This is a genomic window from Pedobacter heparinus (assembly GCF_032678725.1).
Taxonomy (GTDB): Bacteria; Bacteroidota; Bacteroidia; order Sphingobacteriales; family Sphingobacteriaceae; genus Pedobacter; species Pedobacter heparinus_A.
Genome location: NZ_JAVTSC010000005.1, coordinates 344671 through 364056, shown reverse-complemented (window position 1 = coordinate 364056; position 19386 = coordinate 344671). Strand labels below are relative to the sequence as shown.

Annotated in this window: 16 protein-coding genes; 3 read left to right on the top strand and 13 right to left on the bottom strand. The window is 38.2% G+C overall.

Annotation, left to right across the window (positions count from 1 at the left end; all coding sequences use genetic code 11):
• Positions 1 to 49: 49 nt before the first annotated feature.
• The gene (locus R2Q85_RS10775; protein ID WP_316811784.1) at positions 50 to 1675 is read right to left on the bottom strand and encodes an NADP-dependent glyceraldehyde-3-phosphate dehydrogenase; all 1626 of its coding nucleotides are present in this window, start codon (positions 1673 to 1675) and stop codon (positions 50 to 52) included.
• Positions 1676 to 1710: 35 nt separating this feature from the next.
• Positions 1711 to 3150, bottom strand: coding sequence for an MFS transporter (locus R2Q85_RS10770; RefSeq protein ID WP_316811783.1), 1440 nt, complete (start codon positions 3148 to 3150; stop codon positions 1711 to 1713).
• 351 nt (positions 3151 to 3501) lie between these two features.
• Between R2Q85_RS10770 and R2Q85_RS10765 the strand changes: the two genes are divergently transcribed.
• Positions 3502 to 4305: a DUF4350 domain-containing protein gene (locus R2Q85_RS10765; protein WP_316811782.1), complete on the top strand. Its 804-nt coding sequence runs from the start codon at positions 3502 to 3504 to the stop codon at positions 4303 to 4305.
• Positions 4306 to 4396: 91 nt separating this feature from the next.
• On the opposite strand, the gene R2Q85_RS10760 is transcribed toward R2Q85_RS10765, so the two are convergent.
• The 11 genes from R2Q85_RS10760 to R2Q85_RS10710 all read right to left on the bottom strand — a co-directional run bounded on the left by R2Q85_RS10760 (position 4397) and on the right by R2Q85_RS10710 (position 17616).
• Positions 4397 to 5206 (bottom strand): TIGR04325 family methyltransferase, encoded by an 810-nt coding sequence (locus R2Q85_RS10760; protein WP_316811781.1) that lies wholly within the window; start codon positions 5204 to 5206, stop codon positions 4397 to 4399.
• 51 nt (positions 5207 to 5257) lie between these two features.
• Positions 5258 to 6451, bottom strand: a complete 1194-nt coding sequence (fabV, locus tag R2Q85_RS10755; protein ID WP_316811780.1) for an enoyl-ACP reductase FabV — start codon at positions 6449 to 6451, stop codon at positions 5258 to 5260.
• 66 nt (positions 6452 to 6517) lie between these two features.
• Positions 6518 to 7048 (bottom strand): isopentenyl-diphosphate Delta-isomerase, encoded by a 531-nt coding sequence (gene idi, locus R2Q85_RS10750; RefSeq protein ID WP_316811779.1) that lies wholly within the window; start codon positions 7046 to 7048, stop codon positions 6518 to 6520.
• Between the two features lie 30 nt (positions 7049 to 7078).
• A complete protein-coding gene (locus tag R2Q85_RS10745; RefSeq protein WP_316811778.1) occupies positions 7079 to 7462 on the bottom strand; it encodes a DUF3037 domain-containing protein in 384 nt (127 codons plus the stop codon).
• Positions 7440 to 8237 (bottom strand): HipA family kinase, encoded by a 798-nt coding sequence (locus R2Q85_RS10740; RefSeq protein ID WP_316811777.1) that lies wholly within the window; start codon positions 8235 to 8237, stop codon positions 7440 to 7442. Before R2Q85_RS10740 ends, R2Q85_RS10745 begins: the two co-directional genes overlap by 23 nt.
• Positions 8238 to 8322: 85 nt before the next feature.
• Positions 8323 to 9912 (bottom strand): beta-N-acetylhexosaminidase, encoded by a 1590-nt coding sequence (locus tag R2Q85_RS10735; RefSeq protein WP_316811776.1) that lies wholly within the window; start codon positions 9910 to 9912, stop codon positions 8323 to 8325.
• Positions 9913 to 10054: 142 nt separating this feature from the next.
• On the bottom strand, positions 10055 to 10450 hold the full coding sequence (locus tag R2Q85_RS10730) for a DUF5017 domain-containing protein (RefSeq protein WP_316811775.1): 396 nt from the start codon (positions 10448 to 10450) through the stop codon (positions 10055 to 10057).
• A gap of 29 nt (positions 10451 to 10479) precedes the next feature.
• Positions 10480 to 12102, bottom strand: a complete 1623-nt coding sequence (locus R2Q85_RS10725) for a RagB/SusD family nutrient uptake outer membrane protein (RefSeq protein WP_316811774.1) — start codon at positions 12100 to 12102, stop codon at positions 10480 to 10482.
• Between the two features lie 34 nt (positions 12103 to 12136).
• Positions 12137 to 15553, bottom strand: coding sequence for a TonB-dependent receptor (locus R2Q85_RS10720; protein WP_316811773.1), 3417 nt, complete (start codon positions 15551 to 15553; stop codon positions 12137 to 12139).
• Positions 15554 to 15791: 238 nt separating this feature from the next.
• The gene (locus tag R2Q85_RS10715) at positions 15792 to 16937 is read right to left on the bottom strand and encodes a FecR family protein (protein WP_316811772.1); all 1146 of its coding nucleotides are present in this window, start codon (positions 16935 to 16937) and stop codon (positions 15792 to 15794) included.
• A 91-nt stretch (positions 16938 to 17028) separates the two neighbouring features.
• Positions 17029 to 17616, bottom strand: a complete 588-nt coding sequence (locus R2Q85_RS10710; protein ID WP_316811771.1) for an RNA polymerase sigma factor — start codon at positions 17614 to 17616, stop codon at positions 17029 to 17031.
• A gap of 287 nt (positions 17617 to 17903) precedes the next feature.
• Here R2Q85_RS10710 and R2Q85_RS10705 point away from each other — a divergent pair, with 287 nt between their 5' ends.
• Both R2Q85_RS10705 and R2Q85_RS10700 read left to right on the top strand, forming a co-directional pair.
• Positions 17904 to 18536: a hypothetical protein gene (locus R2Q85_RS10705; RefSeq protein ID WP_316811770.1), complete on the top strand. Its 633-nt coding sequence runs from the start codon at positions 17904 to 17906 to the stop codon at positions 18534 to 18536.
• Positions 18536 to 19372: a DUF3307 domain-containing protein gene (locus R2Q85_RS10700; RefSeq protein WP_316811769.1), complete on the top strand. Its 837-nt coding sequence runs from the start codon at positions 18536 to 18538 to the stop codon at positions 19370 to 19372. Before R2Q85_RS10705 ends, R2Q85_RS10700 begins: the two co-directional genes overlap by 1 nt.
• Positions 19373 to 19386: the final 14 nt, after the last annotated feature.

The window sequence follows — 19386 nt, the reverse complement described above, 5'->3', positions numbered from 1 at the left end:
CTGTTTTCAGGATATTTCACAATGAAAATTGAAAACAGGGCTTAATCAGTTAAAACAGATATTTGGTACTCAGGAAATTGGAGCTGTTACTGTCTACAATTTCATTGATCAGGTGTTTATTACTTTCGTTTAGTTTTGTCGCAACTAATGAGCGGATCGAGAATGATCTCAGGGCATCGACTACAGATAAAGTTCCTTCTGCACTATCTTTTCTACCAGTAAATGGAAATACATCCGGCCCACGTTGACATTGGCAATTGATGTTAACCCTACTTACCTGGTTGACCAGAGGATCTATAAGTGCAGCAATCTCTTCATCATCATTACTGAAAATGCTAACTTGTTGTCCGTGGGTAGAATCGATGAGATATTGAATAGTCTCCTCCAGGTCATCAAATGGTACAACTGGTATTACTGGTCCAAATTGCTCTTCAGTATACAGCTTCATATTTTTATTAACCGGGTAAACAATTGCAGGATAGACAAATGATTCACAGCTATCGCCACCATTATCGTTAACAACCTTAGCGCCATGAGCTACAGCATCAGCTATACAGTCTTTAAGATAGGCGGGTTTTTGCGGCTCCGGTAAAGGAGTTAAAGACACACCGGCCTCCCAGGGCATACCAAACTTAAGCTTCGCTACGGCATCGGACAATTCTTTTAAAAACACATCCGCAAGACTTCTGTGAATAAAAATGATCTTAAGTGCGGTGCACCTTTGCCCGTTAAATGATAATGAGCCCAGAACAGTTTCCTGTACAGCCAGATTTATGTCTGCTTTTGCAGTAATAATAGCTGCATTTTTTGCATCTAATCCAAGAATTGCACGTAATCTATTTACTTTAGGATGTAATTTTTTAAGTTCATTGGCTACTTTACTTGAACCAATTAACGTTAATATGTTAATTTGCCCTGATTTCATCAGGGCTGGAATGATCTTATTTCCACGACCATATATGGTATTGACTACCCCCTTTGGAAAACAATCCTTAAAGGCCTCCAGTAGAGGATAATGCAATAGCGTACCATGCTTAGGTGGCTTAAATAATAATGTATTTCCCATAATCAGCGCGGGAATCAGTGTAGTAAAGGTTTCATTTAAAGGGTAATTAAATGGTCCCATACATAATACCACACCCAACGGTGAACGTCTGATCTGTGCAACAATCCCTTGTTCTATGCTAAATCTAGAAGACTGTCTGTCCAGGTCTTTCAGGGCATCAATAGTAGCATAAATATACTCAACCGTACGGTCAAATTCTTTAAGAGAATCGGCGTACGATTTACCTATCTCCCACATCAGCAGTTTTACAACAACAGCTTTCTTCTCAATGATTTTATGTGTAAACTGTTCCACACAACTGATTCTACCGGCAACGCTCATTGTAGGCCACGCTCCTCTTCCGTTGTTATAAGCTGCTACTGCAGCCTGGAGCGCTTCATTGGCTTCCTTTTCACTACATAGCGGGTATGTGCCGATTAACTTTCTTTCCAGTCCTTTTTCAGTTCTGATACAGATAGGTGACAAAACCTCATGTACTTCACCATTCCAGGTATGCATTTCACCATCGCTCAGGTATTCTCGCTGGTGTAATTCTTCAGCTAATTTAAACTCTTCAGGAATTTGATTTTCTGCTACAAAAATCGAATCGAGCTGATCTTTTGAAAACATTTAGTTACTATTAATTTTAGGTATTAATTAGGATATTATAAGGTTGTAATAGGTTTATATTGAGGTACAAGGGATTTCATGATGACCCAACCTATTAAATAACAAATTGCGCAAACAGAGAAAATGATAAAATATCCAGCCTCTTCTCCTTTAAAGCCCATAAATACCATTTGGTTTTGACCTGCATAATCAAACAATACACCTGAGCTTTTATTGATAATAGTGGCACCTACTCCACCTGCCATGCCGCCGATGCCTGTTATAGTTGCTATGGCTTTCTTAGGAAACATGTCTCCCACAGTAGAAAAAATATTTGCTGACCAAGCCTGATGTGCTGCCCCGGCAATACCGATGATGATTACTGGTATCCAATAAGTAATGTGTCCTAATGGCTGTGCAAGCAATGCCAGCAATGGGAAAAATGCAAATATTAACATTGATTTCATACGACCAGCATATGGGTTCATTCCCTTTTTATCTACAAAATAGGTAGGTAACCATCCCCCTATTATAGAAAGTAATGTAATAGAATAGAGTACGAAAAGAGGAATTGCACTTTCTGTCGAATCCATGCCATAAACAGAACTTAAGTATGCTGGTGTCCAAAATAAGAAGAACCACCACACACCATCTGTCATAAATTTACCAATGGCAAAAGCCCAGGTTTGCTTAAATTTAAAGCATTGTATAAAAGATACTTTCGCTGTTGTTTCCTCTACATAGTCTACAAGTTTCCTGTCAGCAATGATATCTTGTTGGATGTAAGCCAGTTCGGCAGCATTTACTTTTGGATGCACCTCTGGTTTATGATACACAAATATCCAGAACCCCATCCATACGAAGCCTAAAGCTCCAATTATGATAAACGACATTTCCCAGCCATAAACTGCTGCAATGAAAGGAATTGATAACGGCGCTGCAAGGGCACCTACTGTTGCTCCTGCATTGAAGATGCTCGTAGAAAAACCTCTGTCCTTTTTAGGAAAATACTCTGCAGTAGCTTTAATAGCTGCCGGAAAATTTCCTGCTTCTCCAACCGCCAATATAAAACGTGCAAAAATAAATAAGGTAACACTAGTCGAAATGATCAAAGCCGTGTCGCCCACATGCGAGATGGCTTCCTTTGAACCTTCAAAGCCTAGGAACCACTCTCCTGTAAGCAACCCTGCAGTTGCAATACCACAGAACGCATGTATTATGGCTCCGACAGACCATACGCCAATAGCCCATAAAAAGCCTTTTTTCGTATCCATGCGATCTACAAAACGGCCAGCAAATAGCATTGATACAGAATAAAAAATAGAAAAAAGAGCAGTGATGTTACCGTAGTCGTTGTTGGTCCAGTGAAATTCCGGGGCTATAAAATCTTTCCATGTTAAAGAAAGAACCTGCCGGTCCATATAATTAATTGTAGTAGCAAAAAATAACATGGCACAGATTGTCCATCTGTAATTTCCCCTTTTATTCTCTTTCATTATATTTGGTTTTGTTTAATTTGTGTGTGATTGAATTTTATTTCCGCTCTTTATTTATTAATGTCTCTTTAGGGCCTCAATATATGTAATTCCTGCTAATTACTCATGTCAAAAATTTTTTACGTATCTGTCACTATTCAAATATTACAGATTAGAATAGGTTATTATGACCTGTAGTTTGGACAATTCTACAGAATAATTATAAGTAAAAGCAGTCTTCATTAGAAAAAATTTACGCAATCGTTATCGTGGATATTTCTCTTTTAATACTCTTTTGGCTATTTAGTGTACAATTTTAACATACAACAATATATACCGAATTATATAGACTTTATTTTTATAGATTTATATATGCATTTAAAAAACAACTTATTAAAACATGCTATCCTCTTAGTAATTTGCTATTCAGGAAGTATTTCTCTGGGCTATAGTCAGGAAAAAATAGTTTTGCTTGATTATTATTTTAACCATGAGGTAAAAAAAGACAAAATGGGAAAAGAGAACAGGTTTCATTATACCTGGGAAGATCAAACTTTAAATGGTTTTTCCATGCTGGGAGATGTATTCAATAAAGCAGGATTGAAGATAAAGAGTCTCGACAATGCCCCTACGGCATTAAATCTTAAGGGAAATGACATCTATATCATAGTTGATCCGGATAATCAAAAAGAAAGCCCAAACCCCAATCTGATTGCGTCCGATCATATAAAAGCAATTAGAGATTGGGTGAATGCTGGCGGCGTACTGGTTTTATTTGCCAACGATAGTGCAAATACAAACCTGATGCAATTAAATGACCTGTCCCAAAAGTTTGGTATAACCTTTACCAATCAAAGCAGGAATATGGTGAAAAATGGAAAGCTTGAAATGGGTGAAGTTCACGTACCGGCCGGAAATGAAGTCTTTCCTACCGCTAAAACCTTTTATCTGAAAGAAATTTCAATCCTCGCAACCATACCACCAGCCAGGCCTTTAGTTACAGTACAAAATGATGTGGTTATGGCGGTATCGAAATACGGCAAGGGTACTGTATTTGCTGTAGGTGATCCATGGCTATATAATGAATATGTTGATGGCACGCGCATTCCAAAAGAATATGAGAATTATAATGGTGCTGTTGAACTGGTAAATTGGCTGAAAAGGCAAATACTTTAACAGGCAATCTATTTGGCAATTTCAATGTCCGTTTCCTTTGCCCGGAGTCCTGCCATTCAAAAACAGGGCTCATTGCTATGTGGGAATCGGTTTATTTAATTTTATTTTTTGCAGATAAATAAAACCCCCGGCTGTAGCCCAATGGATACCCGTCAATATAAAGTGTCTGTTCTCCATCGATATAAGGAGGAAAATCTGTAATGATGTCATAGCTTTCAGCAAAATGACTCAACAGCTTTTCCTGATTGAAGAACCATGAGGGATAAGAAGCCGGGTAAATATTTGGAGGAACAACCTGCAAGGTCAGGCGATCCTCAGCTTCATAATGAAAAGCTGTCCTGTCAAAAAGAATGAAGTCAAAATGATAGGCTGCAAGTTTATTAAGAAAAATATGAGGCTCTTCCAGATATTGAATAGCGCTTGAAATCAAGAAAAAATCAATATCCTTATCTTGTATACACTGATCAATAGAATTATAGAATTTAAGTTGGTCATCTTCAAAATTGATCTTGCCTGCTGCTACATAGTGCTCCTGTTCTATGACGTTCCAACTCAGACATACATTAACTGTCAGAAACTCCTTAATTTGATAATATGTGCTACCTAAAGAACCTCCAAAATCAATAACATGAAGTGGACTTCCTTTTTTTGCAGCACTATGCTGTAAAAAAGTAAGTAATGGAAAAGGGTAATCTTTTTTATCAAAAATTACGGAATCCCGTTCATAGACAGCTTCTCCGGCTTTTACCTTCAACAAAGCTTTCATAGTTCTTTCCAGAATCACTCCCGAATCATATCCATCCGCTTCTTTTAATACATCTAACCAGGATGAGTAATTGCCAAACCAACCATACTTTGGCTGGTTATCTGGCTTAAACTTCCTGAAAATACCTTTGAACATACTTTGACTATCTGTTTTTTTGTTTCAAGACAACCATTTGTTTAAAAGGTCCTATACCAGGCCTGGTATCTCTACCATTTCATCGACATCTTTTTGATAATCCACTCCGGCAATGTCAAACCCAAATAAATTCAGAAAATCTTTTTTGTAACCTGGCAGGTCACCTATCAAGGGCAGATTTTCGTCATCTGCTTCAGCCCATAATCCAAGTACTTTATCCTGAACATCACTACGCATCTCCCAGTCATCTATTCTGATTCTGCCCTCTGCATCGGTTGCAGGCTCATGACCAGTATACAACCTTTCTGTAAATAATCTTTGTATCTGCTCTATACAGCCTTCATGAATTCCTTTTTCTTTCATTGCTTTATAGAGCAGCGATATATAAAGCGGAATTACCGGTATAGCAGAACTGGCCTGTGTAACTAATGCTTTATTTACGGAAACAAAAGCCCTTCCGTTAATATTCTTTAATTTGTCACTGATGGCAAAAGCAGTTGCTTCCAAGTGATCTTTGGCACGGCCAATGGTACCTTTACGATAAACGTCTTCTGTCACAGACGGTCCAATATAAGAATAGGCAACCGTTTTAGCCCCCGGTGCAAGCAAATTCTTGGCTTTCAGTTCGTCTATCCACATTTCCCAGTCTTCTCCCCCCATTACTGCAATTGTATTTTCTATTTCTTCTTCAGTAGCCGGTACGATCGAAATCTCAGAAACCACTCCGGTATGGAAATCTACTGTTTTATTGGTAAATACCTCATTTCCTATAGGTTTCAGTACTGAACTATAAACTACGCCGGTTTTTGGGTGTGTTCTTTTTGGTGAGGCCAGGCTATAAATGACAAGGTCTATTTGTCCCAGATCATTTTTAATCAGATCCAGTGCTTTTTGTTTTACTTCATCAGAGAAGGCATCCCCATTAATACTTTTGGCATATAAGCCTGCCTTTAATGCCTGATTTTCGAAAGCAGCACTGTTATACCAGCCTGGTGAAGCCGTTTTACCGGGAACAGGTGGTTTTTCAAAAAAAACACCAATGGTTGCTGCTTCTGAACCAAATGCACTCGTAATTCTGGATGCCAGTCCAAATCCGGTAGAAGCACCAATAACCAGCACTTTCTTCGGACCATCAATTGCTCCTTTTGATTTCACATAGTTAATTTGGTTGATTACATTTTGTTCACACCCTTTTGGATGTGCTGTAAGGCATATAAACCCACGCATTCTAGGCTCAATAATCATATAGTATTCTTTTTTTGGTTAGCAATATAAGGTAGGATTAACATTATGGCAAAATAACCATTGTTTTTACACATTATCAAGAATTTCCTGATAAGTTTGCATTACACGTTGAAAACAGATCTTTAACCATGCCGTATAATCTTCAGGATTAGCATTGATATCATTTAAAAGCAAGTCCATATTTACATATTTAAACGAAGCCACCTCAGTAGGATCAGGCAGTGGTAAACTATTGCTGAGGCCAAAGAAAACGTGGTCATATTCGTGTTCAGAAATTCCATCCGCGAGGGTAGCTTTATACAGGAAACTAAAACCATAAACCAGCTTACAATGCATACCCATTTCTTCTTTTAATCTTCTGTTGGCAGCATCCACAGTCTGTTCTCCATACCTCGGATGACTACAACAGGTGTTCGTCCATTTACCTGCCGAGTGGTATTTATCTTCAGCCCGCTTTTGTAACAACAATTCACCTTTTGTATTGAAGATAAAAACAGAGAATGCACGGTGAAGACGGCCCCGCAAGTGTGCCTCCATCTTCTCCATTAATCCAATTTCTTGGTCATTTTCGTCAACCAATATTACTTCTTCAATCATTTTCAAAGTTTTTATTTTGCGCTGTTTAAACTACAGCACTAATTTCTGATATAATTTATGTAAGGTTTCATCTGCATCCGTACAAAGACCTGCATGTGCCCTTGATGTTTGTAAAACTGTGCTTCGTGTTGCTGTTAACCAGCGAAATCTAGACGCGACATCTAGTTTACCAATAGTTCCCGCCTCATTTCCCCCTGCACAAATTTGTTTAAATGCACAGAGGTTTTTTTCAAGTACACCAATATCCAGCTCGGTGCAGAAAACATCTAATTTTTCCTTGTTGAGCAGAAACAAAGCTTTTAGGAATTTTTGTTTAGCACAATAAACTACCACCCCTACATTCAGGAATTCTTCGCGCTCTACCCTGGGCACAACGCGAATAACAGCATACTCAAATAAGTGCTTCTCTTGCATTTTGTGCTTCTTTTACAAAAACTTCTGAATGGGCAACTCTCGTTTCCAGAAAGTGTATATACGCTTGTCTATGTTCAGTTGAAGTGTCAAATGAATATTCTTCAGTCAGCCATTCCTCTGGTATCAAAGCTACAATAGCAGAAATAAGAGCAGATGTAAGTATGGAACGAAATTCTTTGTCAACTGTTTCCAGTTCCGTTGCCATCGGCAACATTACATGATCTTTTATTAATGCAAATGGTCGCAATGCCTGTTCTTCCCAGTTTTGCCAGGAATGGTGAAAATATAAGGATGCTCCATGATCGATCAACCAAAGCTCTTTGTGCCAGATCAACATGTTCGTATTTCTGGCGGTACGGTCCATATTCGTCAACAAACAATCCAGCCAGACAATTCGTGAAGCCGTTTTGGTATCAATTGGGGTAACTAATGGATCAAAGGTGATGGCACCCGAGAGATAGTGCAACGCGAGATTAAGCCCCTCACTTGCTCGCAATAAGTCTTGTATTTCTTCGTCAGGTTCGATCCTGCCAAAAGCTTCATCTAATGAGGCAAATACAATTTCTGGAACCCTAAAACCTAAGGCTCTTGCAATTTCAGCACCTATAATTTCGGCAATCAACGCTTTTACACCTTGTCCAGCACCTCTAAACTTAAGCACATATAGAAACCCGTCATCTGCTTCAGCAATTGCAGGCATAGATCCCCCCTCCCTTAATGGAGTTACATATCTGGTTACATGGACACTTCGCAATGTCAGCTCTTTCCCGCTCATATTGTTATGCTATCGCTATTGAAAATAAGTGCTAAAGATAATAATCTTTTTAATCCTGCTTCATATTAGCGGCAACAGTATTTGTTTAATCAATATAAGACACTGATATTTTTTTTGGAAGTGGTTCAGGATTGCTTTTTTTATTGTTATAATAATAAATACCTGCAGTTTTAAAGTATTCCAGGTGAGCTTTTAACCGCTGCTGAAAATCCTCAAAATTCTTTTTATCATCCCTGGTCCAGGCGGCTTCGGCAAGTGCACTTATCCTTGGGAAAAGTAAATAATCAAGACGCTGATTACTGTTAACGGTTTCTGTCCACAAAGATGCCTGAATGCCCATAATATTCTTTTCATGATGGAGTGCTTCAGGGATTTGTTGATGTGAAAAGTTGTATACCTTCTCTATAGGGCTGTATTCTCCCACTTTCCATCTTCGGCCCGAAATATCTGTGCTATCTTGCACAAAATCAAAGTACAAGGGTATTCTTGGTGTCAGCACAACCGATATTCCTTTATCAAATGCTGTTTTCAAAACATTGGGTTTATCATGTCTCCACCAAAAAACGACCGTATTTTTTGCTGGCAAACCGGCGTCTGCTACCTCATCCCAGGCCAATACTTTATTGTTCATCTTAATAACGGAATCAGCCATTCTTTTAATAAAATAATGTTCAACGGCTTTCAGGTCATTTAATCCTTTCGCCTTCATTAGCTTTTGGATTTCCGGATCTGTATTCCATTTTTTATTTCCAAAAGCAACTTCATCACCTCCAATATGGATCATCTGGGATGGGAAAAGCACATCCGTTTCTTTCAGGATATTGGTCAGGTACTGATAAGTTGCTTCCTTTCCAGGGTTAAAGGTAAACTCAGGATATTTATCTGTCCCACCACCACTATATGCTGGATAAGCCATGTTAGCAGCAGTTGCATGACCTGGCATATCAATTTCAGGAATGATCTGAATGTGTCTTTCGGCGGCATAAAGTACCAGGTCGTTGATGTCTTCCTGGCTATAGTATTTTGCTGGAGCAAAGGGATTAAAATAATTTCCTATACCACCAATTAAGGCTAATTTAGGATATTTTTTTATGTCAAGCCGCCACCCAGGCTGGTCTGTTAAGTGCCAATGAAAACGGTTAAGCTTATAAAAGGCCATCCAGTCTAATAGTTGTTTTACTTTTTCTTTTCCAAAGAAGTACCTAGATTCATCTAACATGAGACCCCGCCAGTCATATTTTGGTGCATCAGCTATTTTCCAGCATTCGATGTCCAAACCGGCAGATTGCCTGATCAATTGTAGCAAAGTACTGATCCCATTAAATATGCCATTGGCAGTTGGGGCGCTTATACTAATATTCCCTGTATTAACCTCCAACTGGTATTTTTCTGTGTCCGCCTTTTTTATAGGGTTAAGATTTAGGGAGATAGATGATGAGGAAGGGGCTTTTCCAATACTAAGTGTCAAACTTTTATGTTTGAGCAATTCCTTTTGAAGGTAGTTCGCCAGTGGTTCAAGAACCTGCTGATTAACCAGTATTAAGGTTTGGTCTGTAAGACTGAAGTTACCTTCAGTTTTGTGGAAACTGGCTGGTAAAGGAATAACCGGACAAGATTGCTGGGCGGATACGTAAAGCCCCAGATTCATCAATAAACAACATACTATTCTTTTCATAAAAAACGGATCTTATTAAAACACAATATCATTTCTTTCCAGCCTTCCCGCATTCAACAGGATAGAATCCCTAGGAAACGATATGGCAAATTGAGTAATTAAACAAAGCTAAGATAGCGCTTTTCAGCGCTATCTCTAGCTTCTAGGGGACTATTGAGAGCACTATTTCTTTAACGTCCGATACAGATCCATATATACTGGTATTGCCTACCACAAAAGTTACTTTGTACGTACCCTCGGCTGCGTAGCTATAAGGATAGCTTAACAATTGCGTGGTCATGTTTTGCAGGGGGACACCGACGTCCGTTCTTGCGCCGGCAGTTACCCGGTCTCTGAATTCGTACATTCTTCCAGTCTCACCCGAGTAAAATGTAATGTAATTTGGATTTCCTGAAAATATAAAATTAATTTGTTCACCAACTTTAAAAGTTGTTTTATCTTGCTCAATACCGACCTTAAAATCAGGGGCAACTACCTCTTTTTTATTACATGCCGATACCAACAGAAAAAGTATAGGAAATAGGAATATTCTTTTCATTTTTTATGGTTTAATTGTCTGCTGTATATTTAATATCCTTCATTTTGTACCATGGCCTTGTTTAATGACATTTCCAGAATTGGAATAGGATACAACTGATATATTGCCGTAACTCTTTGGGCAGCATCCCTGGCATTTTTATAAATGGTAGTAGTCATAGAAGCATAGGTAGTAAACTCAGTAGCAGTGGCCTGCATTGTGCTTACGAATATTCCCCACCTGATCAGATCCGATTTGCGCAAACCTTCGAAACACAGTTCACGCGCCCTTTCATCCTGAATCACTTTTAAAAAGGAGGCCTTACTTAATGAAATTGCGCCTGGATAATCTGCATTGGCCGGATTCGTTGCTCCTGCTAATAATTTACCGTAACCACGCCTTCTTACTTCATTAAGTGCATTAACTGCAATGGCATTCGGTCCGTTATTTACTTCATTTTCTGCCTCTGCCAGCATCAGCAATACATCAGCATATCTGAGTATCTGGAAATTAGTTGGGGTGTAATTTTTATTCTTAGGAGATACCACTTCATATTCCCTACGCCATTTAGCACAATTTCTGGCATAAATGTTAGTAGCGGCAATATTGGCTTTTACACCAGACGCATTTAATGTATAGGTAGCTATAGCCCAATCTCTTCTTAAATCGCGCTTAGTTGCATCAGAAGCATTATATTCGTAAGACATATATAATTTTCTGGTTGTACTCACAAATCCGTAAGCAAAACCAACCGTGGGGATCAGATCTGTAGATGCAGAGCATTTCACGCCATTCTCGTTGCCGATCCTTCCGCCTTCCCTAAAAGCATCATTGTTTGATCCAAACAGTTCTGCCTCAAAAATACTTTCTTTTATATCGTACTGATCTTTACAAAGGTTTATAAAAACCTGGCTGTAATCGGGATTTAAAGAATGTTCTCCAAATTCATTCACTTTTGCAGCCCATGTAGCAGCATCTTTATACCTGCCTACCTCATTTAAAGGATAGCCGGACATATTTAAGCATACCCTTGCCAAGATACCACGTACCGCTGACTTAGAAACTCTTCCCCCAGAACCGATTTCAGAAATCTTTTTGACCAATCCTTCCGCTTCGATCATATCCTTTAAGATTTGGTCATAAACCTCTTTAACGGAATTACGTGGAATATTAACATTATTTATAGAAGTAGTCGGTGTCAGTTTTAAAGGTACACCACCCCAGTTCTGTACCAGGGTAAAATAATAAAAGGCCCGCAGAAAAAGAGTTTCACCTTTAACAACAGATCTTTTCCCTTCATCCATGTTCGCTTTATCCAAATTAGCCAGTAAAACGTTTGCCCTTTCTATGCCATCATAAAGATATCTCCATAAATCCCTTATTGTAGCATCGTCGGCCCCAAAATTATAATAGAATGGTCCGGTTGGAAATGATGCATAAGAGAAAAATGACTCATCTGTACTGACAGCATGGCGAATAGGCAATTGTCCTCCAAATATCTGCTCCCGGCTTAAAATATCGTATACTCCGTTCAATGCAGTATTTACTTCCTTTTCATTATTAAAATAATTTTCAGGGGCGACAAATGACGAGGGTACTTTATCTAAAAATTTCTTACAACCAGTTGTTGAGCATATAATTGCCAAAAAACTTAAAAGAATTATTTTTTTCATGTCCTATTTAGTTTAGGTAATTGTAATTATATAATTAAAAGGATAAGCCGGCCCCAAAAGTAACAGTACGTGCACGTGGGTAGGCCGAATAATCAAATCCCGGTGTTAATGCTGTTCTTTTAACATTCACTTCAGGATCTGACCCAGAATAATTAGTCCAGGTGAATAGATTTTGTGCAGATGCGTAAACCCTTAAACCCTTGATTTTAATGCTGTTCAATAAATTTATGGGAAGCGCATAACCTAACGATACCGTCTTCAGTCTTAAAAATGAACCATCTTCTACAATTCTGGTTGAATAATTGTATCCATATTGCCCTCCAGGACGGTGCATGGTAGTATTTGTATTTTCGGGTGCCCAGCGATTTTGATAAGTCGCATATTGATTCAGGAAAGCTTTGTTTCCGGCCTCAAATATGAGTTTGTTAGCATTTACAATATCATTACCATAAGACCATTGCAAAAATATACCAAGATCAAAATTTTTGTATTTGAAATTATTGGACATACCACCCTGATGTATTGGATAGGCGCGACCTATTACGGTCCGGTCAAAATCGTTCACTACACCGTCCCCGTTAATATCCCTATATTTAATATCACCTGGTCTGATCGAGGTCCTTGCATTGCCGTTTGTAGCAATTTCAGGTTTTAGAAGATAGGTGGTTGATGTTGGCTGGGTAAATTCCTCGAGCTGATATACACCATCCCAGATGTATCCATAAATCTGCCCTATCGGCTGGCCTAGTTTAGCAATATACAGTGGAACAGCACTATAAAAGCTATCCCAGCTGATGTTGCTTGTCAGACTTTCCTGGTTTTCAGTAAGTTCGATTACTTTGTTCCTGTTAAAAGCAATATTGAAGCTGGTAGTCCAGGAAAAATTTTTATTTTTAATATTGATTGAATTAATTGAAAATTCGAAGCCTTCATTTCTAGTGGCACCAATATTTTTAAATGCACTCACATAACCGCTTGTATAAGGCAATAAGGCATTTAACAACAAATCCGTAGTATTTTTACGATAGTATTCTGCAGTAAAACCTATCCTATCTTTTAAGAACCCTACATCCAGCCCAATGTCTGTTTGTCTTGTACTTTCCCATTTTAAATTCGGACTTCCCACATTTGTGATGTTTATGCCCTGGGCTAATCCATTATTGAAAGAATAATAAGAATAGATTGGATATGTCATTTGGGCAAAGCGGTCTCCATCTCCAACTCTGTTATTACCTGTAATACCCCAGCTCAATCTCAATTTGGCATCTGAAAGGAAGGAAATATTTTTCATAAAATCTTCATTGATCAGTCTCCAGGCAATGGCACCCGAAGGAAAATAGCCCCATTGATTGCCCGGGCCAAATTTTGAAGATCCATCTGCACGCATGGAAGCAGTAAAGAGATACTTATTTTTATAACTGTAATTTACCCTTGCCAAACCAGAAACCAGTGACCATTCAGAGTTATAAGAAGTAACAGGCTGAGGGGTTCCGGAAGCCAAACCGCTTAAGCCAAGTGCTTCGTTAGGTAAGGCATTTGCTGATAAGCCATAATAGCCATATTTATTGCCATTTAAGGTAAACCCGCCAATTACATTAAGTTTATGATTTTTACCAAATTTCTTGTCATATGTTAAAATATTTTCATTTGACCATGTGGTTGTCTCAAAATTTGTGATGCTGCCATTTGGTCCGTTAGTGAAAGGATTTGAAGGACTTCCACTATAAGTATTTGAATTGTTAAAAGACTCTGCACGTCGTTGTACTCTGTTTATTCCACCACTTACCCTCAGTTTAAGGCCTGGCATAAAAGTATATTCAGCATAGCCGTTTCCTACAAAATTTCTTGCAAAAGTTTGCCTCAACTGATTTTCTGCAGTCATGATCGGGTTAAACCGATAATCTGTAGAAGTATTTACAAAGTCATCTGAAGGCTCTTCTATCACGTCTTCAGGTAATACACCGATAGGTGTTACCGGTCTGTAGCCCCAAACACTATATAAAAAATTGTTCATTGAAGAATTGGCTGCAGTTGAAGTTGCAGAGCCAAAAGTTTTGGAACTGGTATAGGTAAAGTCTGCTCCTACCTTAAATTTATTGTTTACAGTCTGATCTAAAGTCATTTTGCCTTGCTGACGCCTGTAACCAGAATTTATGATAGTACCATCCTGCATAAATACCTGTCCTGAAAGAGAATAGCGCGTTTTCTCTGTGCCACCAGACATAGATAAAGAATGGCTCTGCATTGGTGCTGTTCTGAAAAGCTGACTTTGCCAGTCTATCCCCTCCACATTGCGGTAATCTTCCAGTGTATATTTATAACCTATAGGTGGATTTGTAGGGTCAACAGGGTCTGGCATTGGCCCCAGATAAGCATTTTTAAAATCTGTAGCTGTGATTTCACTCTGTAATTTTAAATATTCATAAGGGTTCATCAATGGAACTTCATAGATGTTATTCTGAATCCCATACGATCCATTATATTTAATAGCTGGCAAACCCACTTTACCCCTTTTAGTTGTAATGATAATCACCCCATTTGCTCCTCTTGCACCATAAATAGCACTTGCTGAAGCATCCTTTAGCACATCGATGGATTCAATTTCTTCAGGATTGATGGCGTTGTTGTCAAAATTTTCGGTAGGAAAACCATCTATGACATATAAAGGTGAATTATCCTGTGTCAAAGAATTTGCCCCCCTGATGATGATATCAATGCCAGATCCTGGTTGTCCTTCGGATGAAGTTACCTGTACACCAGCCACACGGCCAGCCAATGCCTCATCAAAGGACCTTACCGGCGCCTGCTGAAAATCGCTGATGTTTACCTGCCCTACAGAACCGGTTAAGTCACTTCTTTTGGCTGTACCGTAACCGATTACCACTACTTCATTTAATTTTGACTGATCTATGTCCAGGCTAATGGTTAATTGTGTCTGGTTGTTAACAGCAATCTCTTTAGTCAGAAAGCCTATGTAGGAGATCACAAGTATTGATTTTGAATCTACACTTTTCAGCTCAAACTCTCCGTTGACATTAGCAGTTGTACCTTTTGTTTCGCCTTTAACCCTTACATTAGCACCAGGTAAAGGTTTTCCATCACCATCCAATACTTTCCCCCTTATGTCTATTGCTGCAACGGATTGGTTTATAGGTACTTTTCTTACTTTAATTACGACAGTCTTGTCCTTAATTGAATAAGATAGCTGTTGGTTTACAAATAATCTGTCAAGGGCATCATTGATAGAGATATTAGAGAAGTCGATATTCACTGCCTTTGAATTGGCCAGGTCTGTATCCTCATAAAGAAAGCTGAACCCACTTTGGGTCCTGATCTTTTTCAATACTTTTTCCAGTGGCGCATTCTTTTCAGAAAGCGTTATTTTCTGACCATAAGTTGCAGCACTTACCTGAAGTATTGCAAGCATCAGCATTGTTATAGTTAATCTCATAACCAGTAGGAGTTTCGTTATATAGCAATGAGGTTTAGATAAAATCTTTGTAGAAATTTTATACATTTGATTTAGTTTTGGTTATTATAAATACTTGTTTTGCGACATTTTTTATACCACCTGAACATTTTGTCAGGAGTGTTGGTAGCACTCCTGATTTTATATATCAGTGTTCCTGATTGTACATTAAGGGTCTCGTTTGGAATTTTTCATTTCTGGTTTATTTATATTTGGTTTATTAGTTTTTATATTCATTTACGTTAGCGGTTACTTTTATTTTTCGCCCCTCAATGCTGAACTTTATTTTATTGGTCATTTCCAGCATTTGTAAAACATCAGAAACATTAGCATACCTCGATATTGTACCTGTAAATCTCATTGCGTATACATTTCCCTGATATTCAACATCCACGTCATACCATCTGGATATCATTCGCATAATTGTGGTGATGCTTTCACTAGAGAATATGAGCTGGCCGTTTTTCCATGCAACGGCCTCATCGGTTTCTACATCTTTTACAGTAATACCTGATGCAGTTAAAATAGCTTCCTGTCCAGGTTTTAGCAGTTGTTTAAATGCGGCTGTTGTAACGCTTACCGCCCCTTCCATCAATGTTGTTTTTACTAATGGTTCGTCCGGGTACGCATTAATGTTAAAATGTGTACCCAGTACTTTTACCTCCTGTTTTGCACTATGTACAATAAACGGTTTCTTTTTGTCTGCATAAACCTCAAAATAAGCTTCGCCCTTAAGCTCAACGACTCTTTCCTGTAGTGCGGTAAATGAAGTTGGGTATTTTAATGATGAAGCAGCATTTAACCAGACCTTGGTACCATCAGGAAGCAAAACCTGATACTGTCCGCCTCTTGGTGTTTCAATGGTATTGTAAACATTAGTTCTTGCTTCGTTGTCAACTGCTGATAATTTATAAACCAGCTGTCCATTGCTTGTTTTGGTGATCTCTACTCCCGGTTCTTTAACAATTGTACCGTTGATCAGTTCGGTAAGTATAACCCGTTTTCCATTGCCTAGTGTTAGATAAGCTACGTTACCACCCGGTTCAATATTTTTGATTGTTCTGCTCAGGCTTTCCTTTTTATGGCGATTGGAAAGAAGATAGCTGGTAACTGCCGATAAAGTAACCAGTATTAATGATGCTGCAACATATTTATACCAGATTACAAATCGTTTCGGTCTGCCTAGCTTTTTATCCGGATCCATCGCTGCAATTTCCTTGTCCATTTCTTCCTCCAGCAAGGCATCTATTTCGTTTTCGTTGCTGTTGATCATTCCAAACAGGGATTGCAATTCTTTTTCAGATGCCGCATTTGATGCATAACGCTGGATTAATTTTCTTTTATGGCCTGAATTTTGGTCTTGCATATCCCGTTCGGTTTTGTCCCTTTTTTTGCTGATATGACGATTGAAGCATACCCTCAGGGTACCCCTATTTAAAATAAAATTCAGATTTTAATTAATGTCTTGATAAAAAGACAAATAGAATGCTCATTGAGATGCCTAGTTCAGATTCAGCAGCAGTTCTTAAAACTTTCATTGACCTTACCATATGCTTTTTTATAGCATGCCGGGATATGCCCAGAATTTCCGCTGCCTCGTCATAGCTTTTATATTGCTGGCGGCAGAGTTTAAATACTTCCTGACTTTGTAGCGGGAGTCTCAATAGTGTCTTGTCGATAAAATGAAGGTATTCATCGTATTGCAGATTTTCCTCTACTACATTGTTATCCATGGGATAGGCCTGGAGAATTAAATTCATTGCCGTTTGCTCAACAGCTGCGCGTTTTAAAAAGTCGAGACACTGTCGTTTGGCTATGGTAAAAGCATAGGCATGAAATGAACTGATCACATTCAATTCTTCTTTATGCTCCCAGATCTTTAGAAATACATTCTGACAGATGTCATCAGAAAGTTGCGAAGATTTCAAATACTTCTTTATAAAAAGATAAATACGCAAACGAGAACGCTCATAAAGTACTGTAAATGCTTCTTCATTTCCGGAAGAAACCAGTTGCAATAGGGAATGTTCATCTTTGTATTTCATTTTTAATGTGTTCGGAGCGAATTTATATGAAAAAATTCATGGGCAAAATATTGATAATATTTTAAAATCTTATATTAATCTTAAAATTCAAATGTTAAATTTTGTTTAATTATGTTTGTTTCTCTTTTAAATAGATCGGATCGCGCTGTTGTATTGCAAGCAGAAGAGAAAAATTTCTTTAAATATAGAGCAATAAGCCTATATTATATATTTATAGAATAATCGATCTATAAATTGATTTTATAGAATATATGATCTATATTTAAATCCAATTAACGGATAAACTTATGAGTGTAAAGGCAGTAATAACAGGAGACATCATCAATTTTACCAAACTGACCACCGCTAATAGAAAGGCATTAATTGAAGATACAGATGTGTTGCTTAAAAAATGGATAAAAGAAGAGCAAAATGCAGAGATCTTTCGCGGTGACAGTTATCAGGTTCTTTTTGATGATGTCTTTCTGGCCATAACAAGAAGTATACAACTAATTTGCTGGTTTAAAAAACATTCAGATGAAAAAAATAAAGTGTATTTAAGTACAAGGATATCTATAGGTATCGGAACAGTATCGTATCGTGGTAAAAATGTACTGAATTCAGATGGTGAAGCGTTTCATTTATCAGGAAGAAATTTTGATACCATGAAAGAGGAAGAATTTTTAACAATTCACACCAACGAAGAGCAGAAGAATGCCGGAATTAAAATCATACTTAGTTTCATAAATAAATATATAGGTAACTGGACATTAGCCCAGGCCGAAGTTATTTTTCTACTCCTGGAAGGCAAAACACAGCAGGAAATAGCTGCAATTCTTTCCTTGTCACAGCCCTCAGTAAACAGCAGGTTAAAATCTGCCGGATGGAAAGAATTTGAGCCAACTATAAAATATATCGCTGACTTAGTAAAACAAGGATAATGGAATTAAATTTACTATTGAGACTCTTTACAGCACATTTGCTGACAGATTTTGTGTTGCAACCAAAAAGCTGGGTAAAAGACCGTGAAGAAAAACAAGGGAAATCCTTTAAATTATACCTTCATGTAACCATTACTACCTTATTTGCTTATACCTTTTCGGGTCAGTATGATAATTGGGTTATTCCAATGGTCATTTTTATCAGCCATCTTGCTATAGACTATCTAAAATCCAAAGTAAACAAAGATAATTTTAACTATTTTATTGCAGATCAGATCGCTCACCTATTGGTTATTGTCTCACTTTCCATGTCTTTTGACCGGGATTGGATGGCTATCCATACATACGCTAATGCCACTTTTGGAAATCATAAATTCTGGATATTGACAGCGGGATACCTGTTTGTAAGTTGGCCACTGGGGATTATTATTGGAAAAGCAACACAAAAATGGCGGGATCAGATTACCCGGGAAACCATTTTAAGGTCAGAAAGCCATCAGCCAGCACCAGATACTTCTGAACCTTCCGAAAATACCACACCAGACATCACCCCACCGCCGGTAGCAGAAGTGATTAAAAATAGTGAAGAGCAGGAGCTTGGTTTGGCCAGTGCCGGCAAATGGATAGGCATCTGCGAACGGATCCTGATCTTAACTTTTGTATTGATGGGTCAATACACAGCGATTGGGTTTCTCATGACCGCGAAATCTATTCTAAGGTTCAGCGAGAAAGAAGCAAATACCCAGCTAAAAACGGAATATGTACTGGTAGGAACATTAGTCAGCTTTGCCACATCGGCTATGATTGGCGTGTTGATTAACCTGGCTTTAAAGTAAAACCTAATGCTATA